This is a genomic window from Dellaglioa sp. CoH-55-MRSF-6, from assembly GCF_056782215.1.
On the sequence record NZ_JBXAYJ010000002.1, the window covers coordinates 124,731 to 145,653 of the forward strand.

16 protein-coding genes are annotated in these 20,923 nt (G+C 33.2%); 8 read left to right on the plus strand and 8 right to left on the minus strand.

What is annotated here, in order from left to right:
* Positions 1-12: 12 nt before the first annotated feature.
* Together hslU and AC1RPK_RS02415 are read left to right on the plus strand one after the other, a co-directional pair.
* Positions 13-1,422, plus strand: coding sequence for an ATP-dependent protease ATPase subunit HslU (gene hslU / locus AC1RPK_RS02410; RefSeq protein WP_409022533.1), 1,410 nt, complete (start codon positions 13-15; stop codon positions 1,420-1,422).
* 16 nt (positions 1,423-1,438) lie between these two features.
* Positions 1,439-2,320, plus strand: coding sequence for an aldose 1-epimerase family protein (locus AC1RPK_RS02415; RefSeq protein ID WP_481761325.1), 882 nt, complete (start codon positions 1,439-1,441; stop codon positions 2,318-2,320).
* A gap of 20 nt (positions 2,321-2,340) precedes the next feature.
* On the opposite strand, the gene plsY is transcribed toward AC1RPK_RS02415, so the two are convergent.
* On the minus strand, positions 2,341-2,964 hold the full coding sequence (gene plsY, locus AC1RPK_RS02420) for a glycerol-3-phosphate 1-O-acyltransferase PlsY (RefSeq protein WP_481761324.1): 624 nt from the start codon (positions 2,962-2,964) through the stop codon (positions 2,341-2,343).
* A gap of 180 nt (positions 2,965-3,144) precedes the next feature.
* On the opposite strand from plsY, the gene parE reads away from it, so the two are divergent.
* The 5 genes from parE (at position 3,145) to AC1RPK_RS02445 (ending at position 10,349) form a co-directional block, all read left to right on the plus strand.
* Positions 3,145-5,163 (plus strand): DNA topoisomerase IV subunit B, encoded by a 2,019-nt coding sequence (gene parE, locus AC1RPK_RS02425; RefSeq protein ID WP_481761323.1) that lies wholly within the window; start codon positions 3,145-3,147, stop codon positions 5,161-5,163.
* Positions 5,164-5,187: 24 nt separating this feature from the next.
* A complete protein-coding gene (gene parC, locus AC1RPK_RS02430) occupies positions 5,188-7,620 on the plus strand; it encodes a DNA topoisomerase IV subunit A (protein WP_481761409.1) in 2,433 nt (810 codons plus the stop codon).
* A gap of 105 nt (positions 7,621-7,725) precedes the next feature.
* Positions 7,726-8,682 carry a LysR family transcriptional regulator gene (locus AC1RPK_RS02435; RefSeq protein ID WP_481761322.1) on the plus strand — a complete coding sequence of 319 codons (957 nt, stop codon included), beginning with the start codon at positions 7,726-7,728 and terminating at the stop codon, positions 8,680-8,682.
* A 16-nt stretch (positions 8,683-8,698) separates the two neighbouring features.
* On the plus strand, positions 8,699-9,628 hold the full coding sequence (locus tag AC1RPK_RS02440) for a manganese-dependent inorganic pyrophosphatase (protein WP_481761321.1): 930 nt from the start codon (positions 8,699-8,701) through the stop codon (positions 9,626-9,628).
* Positions 9,629-9,689: 61 nt separating this feature from the next.
* Positions 9,690-10,349, plus strand: coding sequence for an HD domain-containing protein (locus AC1RPK_RS02445; RefSeq protein ID WP_481761319.1), 660 nt, complete (start codon positions 9,690-9,692; stop codon positions 10,347-10,349).
* Positions 10,350-10,391: 42 nt separating this feature from the next.
* On the opposite strand, the gene xerS is transcribed toward AC1RPK_RS02445, so the two are convergent.
* The 3 genes from xerS to AC1RPK_RS02460 form a co-directional block, all read right to left on the minus strand.
* The gene (xerS, locus tag AC1RPK_RS02450; RefSeq protein WP_409022540.1) at positions 10,392-11,462 is read right to left on the minus strand and encodes a tyrosine recombinase XerS; all 1,071 of its coding nucleotides are present in this window, start codon (positions 11,460-11,462) and stop codon (positions 10,392-10,394) included.
* A gap of 622 nt (positions 11,463-12,084) precedes the next feature.
* Complete coding sequence (locus AC1RPK_RS02455; protein ID WP_481761318.1) at positions 12,085-12,951, minus strand: DegV family protein; 867 nt, start codon at positions 12,949-12,951, stop codon at positions 12,085-12,087.
* A 27-nt stretch (positions 12,952-12,978) separates the two neighbouring features.
* On the minus strand, positions 12,979-13,398 hold the full coding sequence (locus AC1RPK_RS02460; RefSeq protein ID WP_481761317.1) for a MarR family winged helix-turn-helix transcriptional regulator: 420 nt from the start codon (positions 13,396-13,398) through the stop codon (positions 12,979-12,981).
* 155 nt (positions 13,399-13,553) lie between these two features.
* Between AC1RPK_RS02460 and AC1RPK_RS02465 the strand changes: the two genes are divergently transcribed.
* Complete coding sequence (locus AC1RPK_RS02465; RefSeq protein WP_481761316.1) at positions 13,554-15,257, plus strand: NFACT RNA binding domain-containing protein; 1,704 nt, start codon at positions 13,554-13,556, stop codon at positions 15,255-15,257.
* Between the two features lie 42 nt (positions 15,258-15,299).
* Here the strand turns inward: AC1RPK_RS02465 and pyrE are convergent, their stop codons facing one another.
* Genes pyrE through AC1RPK_RS02485 form a run of 4 tightly spaced genes read right to left on the minus strand, consistent with a single transcriptional unit; the run spans position 15,300 to position 20,921 of the window.
* Positions 15,300-15,926 (minus strand): orotate phosphoribosyltransferase, encoded by a 627-nt coding sequence (pyrE, locus tag AC1RPK_RS02470; protein ID WP_481761315.1) that lies wholly within the window; start codon positions 15,924-15,926, stop codon positions 15,300-15,302.
* The gene (pyrF, locus tag AC1RPK_RS02475) at positions 15,927-16,640 is read right to left on the minus strand and encodes an orotidine-5'-phosphate decarboxylase (protein WP_481761408.1); all 714 of its coding nucleotides are present in this window, start codon (positions 16,638-16,640) and stop codon (positions 15,927-15,929) included.
* A gap of 16 nt (positions 16,641-16,656) precedes the next feature.
* A complete protein-coding gene (carB, locus tag AC1RPK_RS02480; RefSeq protein WP_481761314.1) occupies positions 16,657-19,842 on the minus strand; it encodes a carbamoyl-phosphate synthase large subunit in 3,186 nt (1,061 codons plus the stop codon).
* 2 nt (positions 19,843-19,844) lie between these two features.
* Positions 19,845-20,921 (minus strand): carbamoyl phosphate synthase small subunit, encoded by a 1,077-nt coding sequence (locus tag AC1RPK_RS02485; RefSeq protein WP_481761313.1) that lies wholly within the window; start codon positions 20,919-20,921, stop codon positions 19,845-19,847.
* Between the last annotated feature and the right edge of the window lie 2 nt (positions 20,922-20,923).

Below are 20,923 nucleotides of genomic sequence, written 5' to 3' on the forward strand. Positions count from 1 at the left end.
GCGGGTAAATTTATGACTATAAGTGATAAAACACCAAAACAGATTGTTACAGAACTAGATCAATACGTTATCGGTCAAAATGATGCAAAAAAGGCCATTGCTGTTGCATTACGTAATAGATATCGTCGGATGCAACTTTCTGAATCAATGCAAAAAGATGTTACACCTAAAAATTTAATGATGATTGGGCCAACTGGTGTAGGTAAAACTGAAATTGCTCGTCGTTTGGCAACAATGCTTGAAGCACCATTTATTAAAGTTGAAGCAACAAAATTCACTGAAGTTGGTTACGCTGGACGTGATGTTGAATCAATGGTACGTGACTTGGTTGACGTGTCAATTAAATTAGAAGAAGATGCTCAATATGGCCGTGTTTCAGGCGCAGCTGAACGTATGGCTGATAAACGACTTGTAAAACTTCTAGTTCCAGGTATTAAAAAACAAAAAAAAGCCGAGAATGTTAATCTTATGCAAATGATGTCTCAAATTCAAAAAGGTCAAATACCTGCCGGATTAGATGCAAAAGATGAAGAGGAGGTCACTGACGACATTAGAAATGAACGACTATCTGTATCGGAACAACTAAGTCGTGGTTTATTAGAAAATAACGAAGTGACAATTAAAGTTGATGAACCTAAACAGCCTTCTGGTATGAATGGCATGATGGGACAAATGGGCATCGACTTAGGAGATACCTTAAGTGCATTAACACCAACACGCCAAGTAGAAAGAACGTTAACCGTAGCAGAAGCCCGTAAAATTTTAATTCGTGAAGAATCAAAAAAATTAGTTAATGTAGCAGATATCAATCAAGCTGCAATTGAACGTGCTGAAAACACTGGAATTATTTTTATTGATGAAATTGATAAAATTACTTCAAAATCTCAAAAAAATAGTGGTGAAGTTTCTAGAGAAGGCGTACAACGTGATATTTTACCAATTGTTGAAGGCTCTCAAATTTCAACTAAATATGGTGTTATTAATACTGATCATATCTTGTTTATTGCATCAGGTGCTTTTCATGAAAGTAAACCTAGCGATTTAATTGCTGAACTTCAAGGTCGTTTCCCAATTCGAGTTGAATTAGATGATTTGAGCCAAGCAGATTTTGTTAAAATTCTTACAGAACCTCATAATGCCTTAATTAAACAATATATTGCTTTAATTGGCACTGATAATATTAATGTGACATTTACAATTGAAGCAATTGAGAAAATATCTGAAATTGCTTACAACGTTAACCACGATACTGAAAATATTGGTGCACGCAGACTGCATACAATTCTTGAAAAATTACTTGAAGATTTACTATTTGAGGGTCCAGATATGCAAATGGGTGACATAACAATTACTGAAAGTTATGTTGAAGACAAAATTGGTAACATCGTTGCTGATAAAGATCTTAGTCGTTATATTTTATAGGATAGGGTGAACTAAAATGACAGTTGAACTTAAAAATGATTTCATCACAGTCAAAATTGCTGAACAAGGTGCTGAATTAATCAGTATTACCGGAAATGACACATCTATTGAATATATTTGGCAAGCAGATAAACAATACTGGGGTAGACATGCCCCAGTATTGTTTCCATTTGTTGGGCGTTTAAAAAATGATGAATATGCGTATGATCATAAAACATATAAAATGGGTCAACATGGCTTTGCCCGTGACATGCTTTTTACAGTGGTTTCTAAAAGTAAAACATCAGTTGTTCTGGAATTAGGTTCATCCCCAGAAACAATCTCAAAGTATCCGTTTAATTTTAGATTGAGATTACATTACATTTTAACTAATCATCAAATAAAAGTAATTTACGATGTTTATAACCCCGATGAAAATCCTTTGTTATTTTCTATCGGAGGACACCCAGCATTTAACGTACCACTTAAAAATGCTTATTTAAATCTAGAAAATTATCAAATTGAAGTGGCACCAAATGTTGAAAGACGTCAAATTCCACTAGTTGGACCTTTTAGCGATATCGAAAATGCAAAATCAGTTAAGTTCAACGAACCTATTAAGTTATCTCGCGAAACATTCAAAAATGATGCCTTAATTTACGAATTGAAACAACTAGAAACGACTATCTTACTTTCAACACCTGAAGATGATCATGGTGTTTCCGTGACATTAAATGGTGCAGATTACGTTGGTATCTGGTCGAAATATCCTGAAAATTCACCATTTGTTTGTATTGAACCATGGTGGGGAGTAGCTGATAATATTGAATCTACTGGTAATTTATCAGATAAAAGTAATATTTATACGTTAGAAAAAAATAAATCGTTCGAAGGTTCGTATGAAATCACAGTATTTTAAAAAAAAAATCGATGAAATAATCATCGATTTTTTTTATTTCGTAAATATAATCCAAGACCAAAAGGTACCATACTCTCAGTACCATTTAAAATACGTTTTATGTTGTCTCTATGTTTATAAATAACAAATATAGTCAAAATACCTGCAATACTAGTTAATAACCAATCTTGAAATAATATCGCTGTTATCGTAATACCAATAAATCCAATGACACTTGCAACACTTACCATACTCGTTAAAAGTATTAAAGAAATAAACATGGTACAAGCGATAAGAAAAAATAGCGGATTATACGGTAATAAAATACCCGCACCAGTAGCAACTGCCTTACCACCTTTAAATCCAGTAAATATTGAGAATGTATGTCCAGCTACTGCACCTACACCAATTAGTAAAGGACTAACGGTTGATGCGACCCCAAACATATAAGGGAGGCTTGCAGCTATAATTCCTTTTGATATATCCATCACTAAGACAACAGTCCCTGCTTTTGGTCCAAGAACTCGATAAGTATTAGTTGTACCAACATTACCACTACCAAAATTTCTGATATCCTTTTGATAAAAATATTTTCCAATCCAAACCCCTGATGGAATTGATCCTAAAATATAAGCGATAATCAACATTAATATGATTGTACCCATGATAATTCACTCCTTTCAGCCAGTAAATCCAATAAGTAGTATTTTAACATTCTTTTAAGAAGACACCAAAATTTTTTATAAAATAGAACATCTATTCGGATTTCTCTTTACATTTTAAAAAAGAATAGGTTATTATAGTAACGTTACTGTAGGAATACAGAGTAAGGGGCGTTTAACTGAATGACTAATCAAAATAAAACAAAATACAATGATGATTCAATTCAAGTTCTTGAAGGACTAGAAGCAGTTAGAAAACGACCTGGTATGTATATTGGGTCGACAGATGGCAAGGGATTACATCATCTTGTCTACGAGATTGTTGATAACGCAGTTGATGAAGCCTTGTCAGGATATGGTTCACAAATCGACGTTACAATCCACAGTGATAACAGTATTACTGTTGTAGATTATGGTCGTGGTATGCCTATTGGTATGCATGCATCAGGAATACCAACTGTTGAAGTTATCTTCACTGTCTTACATGCTGGTGGAAAATTTGGCCAAGGCGGATATAAAACGTCTGGTGGACTACATGGCGTTGGCGCAAGTGTCGTTAACGCATTATCTTCATCATTAACAGTTGATACCGTTCGTGATGGTATTCGTTATGAAGAAAAGTTTAAAAATGGTGGGCATCCAGTTGGGACTTTAAAAAAATTAGGTGCAACTAAACGAGCAAATGGAACAACAGTAACTTTTAAACCCGATGAAAGTATTTTTTCAACTACAATTTATAAGTATGATATTTTAGCTGAAAGATTAAAAGAGTCTGCCTTTTTATTACGTGGTGTCAAAATTGTTTTAACAGATGAAAGAACTGATAAACAAGATATCTATCATTTTGAAGAAGGTATTAAAGAATTCGTTGCTTATTTAAACGAAGACAAAGATACACTTGGCGAAGTGATGTATTTTGATGGCATTAAAGATAAAATTGAAGTAGAAGTTGCAGCACAATATAATGATGGCTACTCAGAAAACTTAATGTCCTTTGTTAATAACGTTCGGACAAAAGATGGTGGTACACATGAAGCAGGAATGAAGTCTGCTTGGACAAAAGCATTTAACGAATATGCCAGAAAATTAGGTCTTTTAAAAGATAAAGATCGTAATTTAGAAGGTAGTGATGTTCGAGAGGGCCTTTCAGGAGTCATTTCAGTGCGAATACCTGAAGAGTTATTGCAATTCGAAGGACAAACGAAGGGTAAATTAGGTACACCCGAAGCAAGATCTATCGTCGATAGCGTTCTGAGTGAAAAACTTGGGTTTTATTTGATGGAAAATGGTGAGTTTGCACAAGAACTTGTTAGAAAATCAATTAAAGCTAGAGAGGCTCGAGAAGCAGCTCGTAAGGCTCGTGATGATTCAAGAAATGGGAAAAAGAAAAAGAAAAATGATCGCTTATTATCTGGGAAATTAACACCTGCACAATCGAAAAACGCTAAGAAAAATGAGTTGTTTTTAGTCGAAGGTGATTCTGCCGGTGGTTCAGCTAAACAAGGTCGTGAACGCAAATTCCAAGCCATTCTACCTTTACGTGGTAAGGTATTGAATACTGAAAAGGCAAAATTACAAGATATTTTAAAAAATGAAGAAATTAATACAATGATTTATACAGTTGGCGCAGGTGTTGGTGCTGAATTTAAGCTCGAAGACAGTAACTACGATAAAATTATTATCATGACTGATGCTGATACTGATGGTGCGCACATCCAAACCTTATTATTGACATTTTTCTATAAATATATGCGTCCACTAATTGATGCTGGGAAAATCTATATTGCTTTACCACCTTTATATAAAATTCAAAAAGGAACGGGTAAAAAAATAGAGAGTATCTATGCTTGGACCGATGAAGAGCTTGATAAAGCAACAACAAAAATTGGACGTGGTTACAACCTACAACGATTTAAAGGTCTGGGCGAAATGAATGCAGATCAATTATGGGAAACAACTATGGATCCAATGACAAGAACTTTAGTTAGAATTCGAATTGATGATCCTGCACTTGCTGAAAAAAGAGTGACAACCTTAATGGGCGACAAGGTAGAACCTCGTCGAAATTGGATTGAAGAAAATGTTCAATTTTCACTTGAAGAGGACGGTAGTATCCTTGATAAGGTATCAAGTAAACAAGTTACTGATTTAAAAAATGAAGAAGATTTAACATTATTTGAAGATCAAACAACGACTGACTAAGGAAGGAGGATTATTAATTTGGCTATAGAAAAAGATACATCAAAAATTCAAGAGCTGACCTTAGAAGATGTTATGGGTGAACGATTTGGTCGTTATTCTAAATATATTATTCAAGAACGTGCTTTACCTGATATACGTGATGGCCTAAAACCTGTTCAACGTCGTATTTTATACGCAATGAATCAAGATGGTAACACATATGATAAAGGGTTTAGAAAATCTGCTAAATCTGTCGGAAATGTTATGGGTAATTTTCATCCTCATGGAGATAGCTCAATTTACGAAGCTATGGTCCGTATGAGTCAAAACTGGAAATTACGAACACCATTAATTGAAATGCACGGAAATAATGGGTCAATGGATGGTGATTCTCCTGCCGCAATGCGTTACACAGAAGCTCGTACAAGTAAAATTGCGACTGAAATGCTACGTGATATTGAAAAAGAAACGGTTGATTTCGTATTGAATTTTGATGATACGGAGTATGAACCAACTGTTTTACCAGCAAGATTTCCTAATTTGTTAGTAAATGGTGCAACGGGAATTTCAGCTGGGTATGCAACTGAAATTCCACCTCATAATTTAAGCGAGGTTGTTGATGCCGTTGTTTATTTAATTGGTCATCCAAATGCGACTTTAGATAAATTAATGTCATTCGTTAAGGGCCCCGATTTTCCAACCGGTGGTATTTTACAAGGACTATCCGGCATCCAGAGTGCTTATAAAACGGGGCGTGGTAAAGTAGTCGTTCGTTCTAGAACTGAGATTCAAGAACTAAAGGGTGGTAAAACACAAATTATTATTTCAGAAATTCCATACGAAGTGAATAAAGCTGTTCTTGTTAAAAAGATGGATGAAATTCGCTTATTAAAAAAAGTTGATGGGATTGCTGAAGTTCGAGATGAAAGTGATCGTGAAGGACTACAAATTGCAATTGAATTAAAACGCAACGTCAATGCACAAGGTATTTTAAATTATTTATTTAAAAATACTGATTTACAAATTTCGTATAATTTCAATATGGTTGCAATTAACCATCAACGACCTGAGTTAGTTGGCTTAAAAAAATTCTTATCTTCGTACTTAGAGTATCAATTAAGTGTTACGAAAAAAAGAACTGAATTTGATTTAAAAAAGGCTGAGTCTCGTCAACATATCGTTGAAGGGTTAATTAAAGCTTTATCAATTTTAGATAAAGTAATTAAAGCAATCCGTGCAAGTAAAGATAAAAAGAGTGCTAAATTAAGCTTAATGGATCTGTTCGATTTCACAGAAAAACAAGCTGAAGCAATTGTTTCATTACAACTGTACCGCTTGTCTAATACAGATGTGACTGCGCTTGAAAAAGAAAATGCAGAGCTTGCTGCAAAAATTATTGATTACAAAGCAATATTGGCAGATCCTAGTAAGTTATCTGATGTTGTGAAAAAAGAGCTTAAACAAGTATCTAAAGAATATGCCACACCTCGACTAACTGAAATTCAAGAACATATTGAAGACATTAAGATTGAAACAGCAGTTTTAGTAACTCCCGAAGATGTTCAAGTATTAGTTAGCCGTGATGGTTATCTCAAACGTAGCTCATTACGGTCATTTAACGCCTCAGGAGTAAATGAGAATGGTTTGAAAAACGAAGATCAAATTGTATTTAATGAATCTGTTAACACATTAGATCATCTATTTATGTTTACAAATAAGGGAAATATGATTTACCGTCCAATTCATGAAATAACTGAGGCAAAGTGGAAAGATACTGGGGAACATATTTCACAAACTATTGGATTAGATACTGATGAATATTTAATTAAAGCATTTTCTTTCAAAAAAGTGAATGTCCCTGGTAAATTTGTTTTTGCAACTAAAAATGGATTCATTAAACAAACACTGGTTTCCGACTTACAACCCGGACGAACTTATAAAGGTCATGCAAGTAAATTCATGAAATTGAAGGAAGCTAACGATGATGTTATCTTGATTTCATACTTGAAAGAAACGGATGACTCGTTATTCATTTTTAGTGCTTCACATGATGGGTATGGATTAAAGTATCCTCTCGAAGAAGTTCCTGTTGTCGGATCTAAAGCAGCTGGTGTAATCGCGATGAATCTTAAGAAGGATGATTATGTTGCCGCTACTTGTTTAGTAACTGAACATAGTCAGATTGGATTATTAACACAGCGCGGTTCATTTAAGCGTATGGCTGTATCAGAAGTGAGCTCGACAAGTAGGGCGAAACGTGGCGTTCTTGTTCTTAGAGAGCTTAAGAAGGAACCTCATAGAGTCGTTGGCATGAAACTCATTACTAAAGATGTGAATTTAAATGCCCTTACTGAAAGTGGCAATGAATTTATTATCGAACCAATGTCATATCCGCTATCTGATAGATATTCAAATGGTTCATTTGTTATTGATACAGAACAATTAGGAATACCTAATAATTTAAATGAGATTAATTAATAATTAAATTGTTAAAAAAAGGCAAATTTGTTTGCTCTTTTTTTTTATTACGCTTATTATACTAATATGACTATTAATTTCTAGAACTGAGGAGATCACGCTAATATGAAAACAAAGCAAGAAAATATATTTTCATCAAAAACGTTAACATATTTTTTACAGCTTGCAGATATAATGAATTATACGCAAGCAGCCCAAATATTAGGAATCACACAACCTGCATTAACACAGCAAATTAAAAAATTAGAAAGAACAGTTGGTGCACCACTTTTTTATTCTGTTGGTAAAAAATTACATCTTTCTGATGCTGGCTATACAATGCTAGATGCAACACACCAAATCTATGAAACATTAAATAAAGCAACGAATGAAATTCAACAATCAACAAGTGCAACACAAGGAGAAATTACTATCGGGATTTTGGCTTCAATCGAAGACGAAGTGTTTGATGATTTTGTTATCCAGTACTATAAAAATAATCCAGATATTATTGTGTCATTCCATTTACTAACGCGTAAAGAAATTTGGAGTGAACTTGAGAATAATAAAATTGATTTAGCTATTATGTATCTTCCAGATGAAAGTATTAAAAACTGGAAACCATACGAAAGTAAGAAAATCTTTACTGAAGATTTATTGTTTTTACATCATAATGAAAAGTTATCTTCTAAAAAGAAAGTTAGACTTCAAGAAACAATTGATAATGTTTGGGTCACTTATCCAAGTGATTATTATCTTGATAAAACAATTAAAACAATTTATCAAAATCAATTAGTTAACCTGCCAAAGAGTGTTGCTAGATTTACATCACCCACACAGATTTTAAAATTTGCTCGTGCAACACATGCTTATTCAGCATTACCAACTTCATTTTTAACGGCTCATCCTGAAAGCAAAGACCTTTGGACATCTCATTTTGATCCAGAAATAAAATTTGATTTGTCATTTGTCTTTAGAAAAGATAAAGATGAAATTCCTAGAAATGAACATTTTTTAAATGCATTTGATAAATTTTTAGAAGAAAAAGATTACATGACTCGACTTAAAGAAATTAACAAATAAAAAGGAGATTATAATAATGACTAAACAATTAATTTTTGGACATCAAAGTCCTGATACAGACGCAGTTGTAGCTGCTAAAGCATTCTCATATCTACAAAATAAATTAGGTTTCGATACTGAAGCCGTTACCTTAGGAACATTAAGTGAAGAAACAAAATTTGTTTTAGATTACTTTAATGAACCTGAACCAAGAATTATTGAAACAGCTAAAAATGAGGTTGAATCAGTTATGTTAGTTGATCATAATGAATCTCAACAAAGTGTTTCTGATATCGCTGATCTTGTTGTAACAGACGTTGTCGATCATCATCGTATTGCTAATTTCACAACCAATATGCCTCTTAATTTCCGCGCAGAGGCTGTCGGTTGTTCAAGTACCATCCTATGGAAAATGTTTAATGAAAACAATATTGAAATTCCTGCTAATATTGCAGGATTAATGATGTCAGCTATTATTTCTGATACATTGTTATTCAAATCACCTACAACGACTCCAGTTGATATTGAAGCAACTAAAGCACTTTCTAAAATTAGTAACACTGATTACAATGTATACGGATTAGATATGTTAAAAGCTGGAACTAATTTATCTAGCAAAACTGAAACAGAATTGATTAACGGAGATGCCAAATCTTTTGATATGGCTGGTAAAACAGTACGTGTTGCTCAAGTTAATACCGTTGATTTAGAAGAAGTTTTTAACCGTGAAGCTGCACTAGTTTCAGCGATTGAAGATGATAGTAAAGCTAATAATTATGATTTATTCTTACTATTAGTTACAAATATCCTAGACAGTGATTCAGAACTATTAGTTGTTGGAGAACCTAAAGAAATGGTTGAAAAAGCCTTCAACACAAAACTTTCTGATAACAAATTGTCATTACCTGGTGTTGTTTCAAGAAAAAAACAAGTTGTTCCTCAATTACAAGCTGTTTTTGAAGCTTAATAAAAAATCTTAAAAGTTTAGACTTTATCTCTAAGCTTTTTTATTTTAAGGAGAATTTAGGATGCTACCTGAAGAACAAATTCAAGCAGTTAAAATATATACGCAAAATAAATTAGCGTCAGATACTTCTGGACATGACTTTGCTCATATTGAACGAGTCGTTACAAATTCAAAAACGATTGCCTCAGAAATTCATAATATCAATTATTTAATAATTGTTCTTAGTAGTTATTTACATGACGTAATTGATGATAAAGTAGTCGATAATGTTAAAGAAGAAGTAACTAATTTAACAAATTTTTTAACATCTATTGATTTAACTTCACTTCAAATTAATGATATTTTAATAATTATTAAATCAATTTCTTTTAAAAACCAATTGAACGATAATACTATTAACTTGCCCGAAGAAGCAAAAGTTGTTCAAGATGCTGATCGATTAGATGCAATTGGTGCTGTCGGTATTGCTAGAACTTTTTATTACGGTGGACATGTTGGCAGTAAAATATATGATCCACATCGTGGTCCAAGAAGAAATATGACCCCAGAAGAATACAGGAATATTGAGAATCAAACGGTCATTAACCATTTCTACGAAAAGTTATTGACACTTACAGAAACAATGAACACTGAACCAGGAAAACGAATGGCTAAAAATAGACATCAAATTATGTTAGATTTCCTTGAGAATTTCAAATCTGAATGGGAAGGAAAGTCATAAAATAAAAACGATTAACTCAATATCGAGTTAATCGTTTTTATTTTATAATTTATTAATAGCATTCCGTTGTTCTTCATCAATCATATGGGTATATAACGCAGTTGCACTTGTCGAACTCTGACCCAATTGTGTTGCTACAAGTTGTTCATTCTTCGTCTCTAGGTACAATTTAGAAGCGAGTGTATGGCGTAGTTTATGCGGCGTAACACGGACTTTAAATGCAGATGAGTACTTGGCTACCAATTTTTCAATTGTACCACTCTCAATGCGTTTTCCAATTCCACGATATGATGAACAAAATAGGGCTTTTTCCATTTTATCTACTTTATAGTTCATTGTACGCACTTCAATATATTTAACAAGATAGGGGATTACCCACGGTGCAATTGGCACAGTATCCTTCTTGCCACCTTTTCGAATGACGGTAATATTATTTGTTTTTAAATTTAAATCAGGTAGGTCACTATTTGCAACTTCTGAAACCCGTAAACCACTACCTAGCATTAAAGCGTTAATAGCAATATCGCGATCTTTATCCCGTTTGAAAAAGGAAAGACCTTTAGGCTTTAACAAATCGGCATATTTTTGATCAATAAAGTTAATATAATCACGATCTTCAGTTCCAAGCATTAATTTATCTTTAATATTTGCTGCACGTGTAGCAAACGTTTCGTTATCTTTTACGACAGTAATTTTTTTCATCACATTACGATAAAAATATGGCTCTCCATCTTCTTTTTCCGTTTCTTCAGAAAGATACCTGAACAATGAAGAAATCGCTGTTAGAGAACGATTTACAGTGCTCCTAGAGAGTTGTGTGTTGCTATTTGCATTATTTGATTTACTTCTAGAAAGTAGGGAGGATTTATATAGTTCCATATCTTCCTTTTTTAAATGTTCTAAAACACTAATATCGATTGTCTTAATTGATTTTTCGTTAACAATACCTTCTGCCAGTAACCAATCAAAAAAACGTCTAAACTCTGTTAAATATTGATATAACGTTGCATTGGATAGGGGGATTGTAGATTTAGATTGATAGTATTCCTGCGCATACCAAGGTTGGTACTGTAATTCATTCTCAATTAATTCTAAATATTTTTCTTTTCTCAAAAATACACCTCATTATAACGGATAGTTTAATACGTAGAGAATAACACATTAAAGAGTTACAATTCAACTTTAATGAAAGTTGAACGCAAAATGTTCTTATATCAAACAGTATGATACATATTATTTAAAATTAGTGTTTATTCACAAAATAACTAATATATTTAATACTTTAGATTTTAAGTAATCCTTATATAGCTAATACCATAATTTGGCAAATTATGGTCGTCATGCTTGATATGTATCTACAAATATTAGTGTTAATTATATAATTTATTGGAGAATAATAATTGTAAATATATTTTATGATGAACAAATTATATTTACATAAAATAAAATGAGCGAGATACAAATACAAAACGAATGATAATTTAAATAGACTTGTTTAAAATCAGTAAGATATTGCGCTACTAAACTTTCATTAAATTGTGTGTTTTAACTAAAGTTGGATAGTGTTAATATGATAAGTCTCAATTTACCACTCATTTGATGCTTTTAAACTTTATCTATTAACTTAAAATTATTTTCTCCGACATACTATTATCTAGTCACAGTTACATCTTAATTATTATTTGAAAACAAAAAACTAACAACCGATTAAACCGGTTGTTAGTTTTAATAACTCTTAAGCTTGATCAAAGTCTTTAATCCACGCTAATGCTAATGCTTTTTCACCTAAATGTGTCCCAATGACTGGTCCAAAGTAACTGATATCAAATGTCATATCAGGATATTTCTTCTTCATTTTAGTCTGCCACTTAATTGCTGACGTTTCATCATTTGCATGAATAATAAGTCCACGTAAAGGATAATCAACAGATGCACGATGCTCTTCAAATAAATCTTCTACACGCTTAATTGCCTTCTTAGTTGATCTAATCTTTTCAAATGCAACAATTTTATTTGAAACACTATCAAATGTTAAAATTGGCTTAATTTTAAGAACACTTCCAATAAAGGCTGAAGCATTAGACAAACGACCGCCTCGTACAAGATTTTGCAAATCATCAACAATGAAATATTCACCTAACGTTGTCTTCAAATCATCTAATCGGGCAATGATATCATCGATAGAGGCATCTTCTTTAGCCATTTTAGCAGCTTCCAAAGCTAAATATCCCATTAACATAACTGTGATACCAGAATCATACGGTATCACACGAGTTGACTCAATTGTTGGTGCTATATTTTTTAAATTATCAATAAATCCTGAAATTGTATTTGTTAAATGAATACTTAAAATAATATCATAGCCTTCGCTACCTAATTTATCATATAAGTTAATCATTTCCCCAACAGAAGGCTGTGAGGTACTTGGAAAGGATGCAGATGTCTTTAATTTTTCATAGAATCCTTCAGTTGTAATATCAACGCCTTCATTATAAATTTTATTGTCAATAATGACTGGGATAGGAATTATAGTAATATTGTTCTCTTCAATCTGATCTTTAGATAGGTACGAAGTACTATCTGTTACAATTGCTATTTTCATTAATTAAACACCTCATTTTATGACGGTTTAAACGTCAGTCCTCGTTAGACTTTTGTCTAAGCGATTTAATAATATTCTTAATAAATTTTGTTCATCTTCTGGCCACTTTTCAAAAATAGTTGCTTCAAGTTCAGTAAAACCTTTATCAACTGCTTTTGACGACTCAACGCCGATTTCAGTCATTGTATAAATCAATTGGCGTTTATCGTCACCGATACTATGCTTATCAAGCATTTCTTTTTCAACTAAGCGTTTTAATTGTCGACTTAGTGTTGAGATATCTAGATCTGTTTCTACGGCCAATTTTTCCTGTGTGTTAAATTTAGCACTTATTTTCTTTAATAACTGCCACTCAGATATTGTTAATTGATTTTTTTTAGTTAAACGTTGTAAAATCACTTTATACTGTTTATCAATTGATAGTAAGTTTTCAAGACTTGTTTTCATTTTGTTGACCCCTTAAATTCGATATACCTTGCATTATACAATATATAGACTAAAAATGGCAAGAAAACTATTCAATAATGATTCTTTGCGATTTATCGTTTAAAACGTTACACTTGTAGTTATTAAACATATTTTATAGAAAGTGAGTTGATTAAATGTCATTTGATGGCGTTTTTACTCATGCAATGATTAGTGAACTAAGAACCAAACTAATCGGTGGTCGGGTCTCAAAAATATCACAACCCTACCCTAATGAGGTTATTATTACAATTCGTGCAAATAGAAAGAATCAACCCTTACTATTATCTGCACATTCAAGTTATGCTCGTGCACAAATTACAAATATTCCCTATTCAAATCCTAAAACACCAACTAATTTTACTATGATGCTTCGTAAATATTTAGAGAGCGGTCAACTTGTAGCAATTGATCAGATTGCTAATGATCGTATTATTAATTTTTCATTTTTAACTAGAAATGAACTTGGTGATGAACAACCTCTAATTTTAAGTTTAGAAATGATGGGACGTTATAGTAATTGTCTACTAATTAATCCAACTAATGATAAGGTTTTGGATACCATTAAACATATTAGTTCAGACCAAAATCGATATCGTATGCTAATACCTGGTGCAACCTATCGTCAGCCACCAGCTCAAGATAAATTAAATCCATTTACAGATACAACTGATACATTTAAAAAACTTTTATCCGAGTTTCCAAATAAGGAAGTCCTAGCGAAGGAACTTCAAAATAGCTATCAAGGTCTCGCTGGTCAATCTAGTTTAGATCTTGCAACTGCACTTCATACTAATGTTGAAGACCCTAGTGTCAGCTGGTCAACTTTCTTCACACAATTTGATACACCGACACCAACTATTTTATCTGGCAAACGTCTTGATTTTTCGGCCATTCCAAATAAAGAAATTGGTACTGGTCAAGAATTCGATTCATTAAGCGAAATGCTGGATACTTACTATCTCGATAAAGCAAATAAAGACCGCGTTCAACAACAAGGTAGCCATTTAATCCGCGTTGTTAAAAATGAGCTCAAAAAGAACCGTGGTAAACAAAAAAAATTAGAAAAAACTTTAAAAAATACTGAAACAGCGGATCAATTACGGGTCCAAGGTGAATTATTAACTACTTATCTTCACTTAGTTAAACAAGGAATGACAGAAGTTTCATTACCTAATTTCTATGATAATGAAAAAGAAATGACCATTCAATTATCCAATCAAATTTCACCTTCAAAAAATGCACAAAAATATTTTAAAAAATATCAAAAACAAAAGAATGCAGTTATATTTGTTAATGAGCAACTTCTCCTAAATAAAAAAGAAATTGCTTACTTAGAAGAAATTCAATCAGAAATCGAGTTAGCTGAACCTAAAGACTTACCAGATATTAAGGTTGAATTACAACAACAAGGTTTATTAAAAGAACAAAAATTGAATAAAAATAAAAAAGCAATTAAAATTAAAATAAGTAAACCAGATGAATATTATGCAACAGATGGAACCCTTATCTCTGTTGGTAAGAATAATCTTCAAAATGATCAACTAACCATGAAGACAGCCAATAAATCTGACATCTGGCTACATGCTAAAAACATTCCTGGTTCCCATGTAATTATTCACAGTTCTAATCCTAGTGATGAAACAGTCACAGAAGCGGCTAACTTAGCTGCTTATTTCTCAAAATATCGTCAATCAGCATCTGTTCCAGTAGATTATATCCAAGTTAAACGGATTAAAAAGCCCAATGGCTCAAAGCCAGGTTTTGTTGTCTACGAAGGTCAAAACTCAACCTTTATTACACCAGACTTACAAAAAATTATGGCTATGCGTCGTAAATAAAAAGTTTCAACTAAGAAATTATTCTTAGTTGAAACTTTTTTACTATAACCAATTACTTGGATTGATACGCCATTTATCCAATAATAATTTTTCATCAGAATTAATTTTTTCTTGTTCCTTAGCTACTTTAATAAGTGTTGAATAATTAGTTAATGTCTCAAAAGGTGTTTTAATATCAGCAAAATTTGTCGTACTTGCCGCTAGTTCATAACTAAAAATACCGATGACACCTAGAACATCAGCGCCTTCATTTTTTGCTGCATTAACTGCTTGAATAACACTTCCACCAGTTGAAATGAGATCATCAATTAAAATAGTTTTTTGTCCTTTGATTAATCGTCCTTCAATTTGTTGACCAGTACCATGATCTTTAGGCTTTGTTCTAACATAAATTAACGGTAAATTTAATTCATTAGCAATCCATGCTGCATGGGGTATTCCTGCAGTTGCCGTTCCTGCAATTACCTCTGTATCAGGATATTTTTCACGAATAATACCTGCTATGCCTTTAGCGATTCTAGTACGAATTTCAGGATAACTAATCGTTAACCGATTATCACAATAAATTGGACTTTTTAGTCCACTTGCCCAAATAAACGGCTTCTTTGGCGATAAAGTTACGGCACCAATCTCTAATAAATCACTGGCAACTGTCTCTGCTAAATTCATTTAAGCTTCCTCCCACATTTTTTTGATTGCTTGGTAAGCAGCAAACGGATCTACTGCTTGCGTTATTGATCGTCCGACAACGATGGCGCTACTTTGATTTCTTTTTGCAGCAGCTGGTGTCATTACTCTTTTTTGATCACTTACTGCCTGCCCTTCCAATCGTATTCCAGGTGTGACTGCCAAAAAGTTTTTGGAAGTTGCTTCCTTAATTATTTTAGCTTCTTGTGCTGAACAAACAACACCCGCTAATCCAGCTAATTCTGTTAACTTAGCGTAATTAACGACACTTTCAATTAATGGTCGTTCAACCAATTGTTCCGTTTCTAGTTGTTCTTGGCTGGTAGAAGTTAATTGTGTAATTGCGATTATTTTCGGCATTTTTATTGAGGAATTACCTTGGTCTAATCCATCTAATGCATATTTCATCATTTCAACGCCACCAGCCGCATGGACTGTTGTTAATGAAATACCTAGTCGACTTAAACTGGTCATAGTTTGCCGAACAGTATTTGGAATATCATGACATTTTAAATCAAGAAAAATGTCATGCCCCTGATCAATTAATTCTTCAACAAAACGAGTTCCTTCACTGTAAAACAATTCCATACCAACTTTAACAAATAGTTGTTCATCTTGAGGAAATAACTGTAAAAAATCTGTCGTTTGCATTCTATTCTGAAAATCTAAAGCAATGATAGGTCGATTAATCATTATCTACTCCCCTTAATTTTTATAGTGCTGCTACTGAAAATGACTGGCTTTCTAACGCTTGAATAAGTACATCAACAGTTTGTAAAGATGTAAACAATGGAATATGTTGCATTACTGATATTTTACGCGTTTGATAACCATATGATGCTTTATCGTGATCATCTGATAGTGTATCGATAACAAATTGAACGGTTCCAGTTTGTAACAAATTATTAATATCATCTAATTGTCGGTTAACGCTTAATGCCTCTGTACTGGTAAACGTTTTAATCTGATTATCTAAAAAGAAATCAACCATTTTTGGTAATGTTAAAACTTTGTAACCAAGTAAAACAAATCGTTGAACAAGTGGTAATATAGCATTTTTATTTTTGTCGTTAACATTTACTAATACGGAACCATTACCTGATAAACTAATATTAGCGGCTACTAATGCTTTGCAGAGTGCTTTAGAAAATGTTTGATCCGTTCCCATAACTTCCCCGGTTGATTTCATTTCTGGTCCTAGAAATGGATCAACATCATTCAATTTACTAAATGAGAACACAGGCGCTTTTACATGAACAGAACTAGATTCTGGGTATAAACCATCCTGGTAACCTTGTTCTTGCAAATCATAACCTAATATAATTTTAGTCGCTACCTGGGTCATTTTAATACCTGTTACTTTACTTAAAAATGGAACGGTACGACTGGCACGTGGATTAACTTCTAAAATATAAAGTTCATCTTGATGCACAATAAATTGAAGGTTCATTAATCCCACACATTTTAGTTCAAGTGCAATCTTTTTAGTTGCATTAACGATTTCTGCTTTAATCTTGTCTGATAGATGTTGTGATGGATATACAGCCATTGAGTCGCCTGAATGAATTCCAGCATGTTCAATATGCTCCATAATTCCTGGAATTAAGACAGAAACACCATCACAAATTGCATCTACTTCACACTCAATACCTTCAAGATAACTATCAATTAAGATTGGATGTTGTGGTGCGATTTTAACGTTATTTAGCAAATATAATTCGAGTTCAACCTGATTTTGAACAATCTCCATTGCACGTCCACCTAAAACATAGCTAGGTCTAACAAGAACGGGATAACCGATTTCTGTTGCTCGCTTAAGCACATCTTCTTGTGTTATTGCAGTCTTACCAATGGGTTGTTTTAATCCTAGATGCTTAATCGCTCGGTTGAATGACTCTCTATCCTCAGCACGATCCAAATTGTTAACAGACGTTCCTAATATTTTAATGCCATACTGTTGTAATCCCGCAGCAAGATTAATTGCTGTCTGTCCACCAAACTGAACGATTACACCTAAAGGTTTATCAACATCAATCACATTTAAAACATCTTCCAATGTTAATGGTTCAAAATATAATTTATCAGCGATTGAAAAATCAGTTGAAACGGTTTCTGGATTACTATTCATGATAATTGCTTCATATCCTGCGTCACGGATAGCTCTAACACAATGAACTGTTGCGTAATCAAATTCAACACCTTGACCAATTCTAATGGGACCAGAACCAATAACCATAATTGCTTGTTTTTTACTCTTTAAACTCTCATTCTCATGTTCGTACGTACTATAAAAGTATGGTGTGGCTGATTCAAATTCCGCAGCACAGGTATCAACCATTTTATAAACTGGAATAATATTATTTTCTATTCTAAACTTTCTAATATCCTCCGAAGTTTCGTGCCAAATATCAGCAATAACTTTATCACTAAAACCATGTTTTTTAGCTTCAATAAGGACGTCAATATCTTTAATATTGATACTTAGCGACATTTCAATTTCGACTATGTGTTTTAATTTATCCAAAAAGACTAAATTTATTTTTGTTAGTTTTTCAATTTCTTCAATTGTGTACCCGCGACGTATTGCTTCTGTTAAATAAAACAATCTCTGGTCAGTTGCATTAACCAACTGGTTTTCAAGTTGGGAGTCAGTTGCATTTTGAGCATTATCTAAGCACAAGTAATCTTCATCAATTTCTAAAGATCGAACTGCTTTTAACAAGCTTTCTTCCATATTACGACCAATTGCCATAACCTCACCAGTTGCCTTCATTTGCGTTCCAAGTGAACGATTTGCTCGATTGAACTTATCAAATGGCCAACGTGGTATTTTAGCAACAACGTAGTCCAATGCTGGTTCGAATTCAGCAAAAGTTGTTTTAGTCACTGGATTTAAAATCTCATCTAAATTCAATCCAACTGCTATTTTGGCAGCTATCTTCGCAATTGGGTATCCCGTTGCTTTTGAAGCTAATGCTGATGAACGACTTACACGCGGATTAACTTCTATAATATTATATTTAAAACTATGAGGATCTAGAGCAAGTTGTACATTACAACCACCTTCTATTTTTAAGGCCCTAATTAATTTCAAGGATACGTCTCGTAACATCTGATACTCTCTATCAGATAAGGTTTGAGTTGGTGCAAAGACAATAGAGTCTCCTGTATGAATACCAACAGGATCAAAATTTTCCATGCTACAAACAACAATTGCATTATCAGCGTGGTCTCGCATAACCTCAAATTCAATTTCCTTGTATCCTGCAATACTCTTTTCTATCAAGCATTGTGTTGTTGGTGATAGCTCTAATCCATTAACAACCGTTTTACTAAGTTCTTCAGCTGTTTTACATAGACCACCACCAGTCCCACCCATTGTAAATGCAGGTCTAACAATAACTGGGTATCCTGCAATATCTGCAAATTCTAGCGCACTCTCTAAGGTTTCAACAGTTAGTGATTCCGGAACGGGTTCATTTAACTCTTGCATTAATTGTTTAAATTGTTCACGATCTTCAGCTTGATCAATTGATTTTAATTTAGTACCTAATAATTCAATGTTTAATTCATCTAATATACCTGATTGAGACAATTCCATAGCTAAATTAAGGCCAATTTGACCACCTAAAGTTGGTACAATGGCATCTGGATACTCTTTACGTAAAATACCTGAAACTGATTCTACCGTTAAAGGTTCAATGTACACTTCGTCTGCAACTTCTTTATCCGTCATAATTGTAGCTGGATTGGAATTCACTAAAACAACTTCGTAACCCTCTTCTTTTAAAGATAAACAAGCTTGTGTACCAGAATAATCAAACTCTGCGGCCTGACCAATAATAATAGGACCAGATCCAAGAACCATTATTTTATGGATATCATTTCTCTTAGGCATATTTATTTTCTCCCAACTCGGTTTATCATTTCAATAAATTCATCAAATAAATAATCTGCATCATGTGGACCAGGCGCAGCATCCGGATGAAATTGGACACTAAATGCTGGATCAGTTTTATGTTTAATTCCTTCAACAGACTCGTCATTAATTTCACGATGTGTCACTATCAGTTTATCTGAATCGATAGAATCGCTATCCACCGCAAATCCATGATTTTGTGAGGTGAAATCAATTCGTCCAGTTGCAATTTCTCTAACCGGATGATTAAATCCACGATGTCCGAATTTCATTTTATATGTATCTGCACCGTTTGCTAGTGCTAGTAACTGATGTCCTAAACAAATACCAAAAATCGGAAATTTAGGTTGTATCATTTTGATCATCTCAACAACCTCCGGTAAAGTTTTGGGATCCCCTGGCCCATTCGATAATAGGACACCATCAGGTTGTAAATCAGATATTTGTTTTGCAGTTGCATTATACGGTAAAACAATTACGTTGCAATCACGCTTAGATAACTCTCGCAAAATACTGTGCTTTAACCCAAAATCGACTAATACAATGTTTAATTTTGTTCCAGGATTAGGATAGGGTTTAATCGTTGAAACTTGTTGGACGATATTTTGGTTGAGTACAGTTGCACTCATTGCATCAAAGGCATGATTTAAATCAGCATCGGAATCAATAATGCTTCCTTTCATCGTTCCTACATTTCGTAATTTCTTTGTTAATTCGCGTGTATCAATGCCATATATTCCAGGAATATCCTTCTGTTTTAAAAATTCATCTAAGGTTAATTGTTGACGCCAATTGCTAGAAACCCTAGCAACATTATTAACGATAACGCCCTTGCATGAAGGTTCTATTGATTCATAATCATCCAAATTAACACCATAATTACCAATAATAGGATTAGTAAACGTGATAATTTGATTACTGAATGATTGATCTGTAATCGTTTCTTGGTACCCTGTCATTCCAGTCGTAAAAACGACTTCGCCAGTAGTTGAGGCCATTGCTCCAAAACTAAATCCTTTAAAAATACTTCCGTCTTCTAAAATTAAGAATCGTTTCATGA

Bases quoted from the DNA above. Each gene is read 5' to 3' on its own strand.
- hslU (WP_409022533.1), top strand. From the start codon at position 13: ATGACTATAAGTGATAAAACACCAAAACAGATTGTTACAGAACTAGAT.
- AC1RPK_RS02415 (WP_481761325.1), top strand. From the start codon at position 1,439: ATGACAGTTGAACTTAAAAATGATTTCATCACAGTCAAAATTGCTGAA.
- plsY (WP_481761324.1), bottom strand. From the start codon at position 2,964: ATGGGTACAATCATATTAATGTTGATTATCGCTTATATTTTAGGATCA.
- parE (WP_481761323.1), top strand. From the start codon at position 3,145: ATGACTAATCAAAATAAAACAAAATACAATGATGATTCAATTCAAGTT.
- AC1RPK_RS02435 (WP_481761322.1), top strand. From the start codon at position 7,726: ATGAAAACAAAGCAAGAAAATATATTTTCATCAAAAACGTTAACATAT.
- AC1RPK_RS02440 (WP_481761321.1), top strand. From the start codon at position 8,699: ATGACTAAACAATTAATTTTTGGACATCAAAGTCCTGATACAGACGCA.
- AC1RPK_RS02445 (WP_481761319.1), top strand. From the start codon at position 9,690: ATGCTACCTGAAGAACAAATTCAAGCAGTTAAAATATATACGCAAAAT.
- AC1RPK_RS02455 (WP_481761318.1), bottom strand. From the start codon at position 12,951: ATGAAAATAGCAATTGTAACAGATAGTACTTCGTACCTATCTAAAGAT.
- AC1RPK_RS02460 (WP_481761317.1), bottom strand. From the start codon at position 13,398: ATGAAAACAAGTCTTGAAAACTTACTATCAATTGATAAACAGTATAAA.
- AC1RPK_RS02465 (WP_481761316.1), top strand. From the start codon at position 13,554: ATGTCATTTGATGGCGTTTTTACTCATGCAATGATTAGTGAACTAAGA.
- pyrE (WP_481761315.1), bottom strand. From the start codon at position 15,926: ATGAATTTAGCAGAGACAGTTGCCAGTGATTTATTAGAGATTGGTGCC.
- carB (WP_481761314.1), bottom strand. From the start codon at position 19,842: ATGCCTAAGAGAAATGATATCCATAAAATAATGGTTCTTGGATCTGGT.
- AC1RPK_RS02485 (WP_481761313.1), bottom strand. From the start codon at position 20,921: ATGAAACGATTCTTAATTTTAGAAGACGGAAGTATTTTTAAAGGATTT.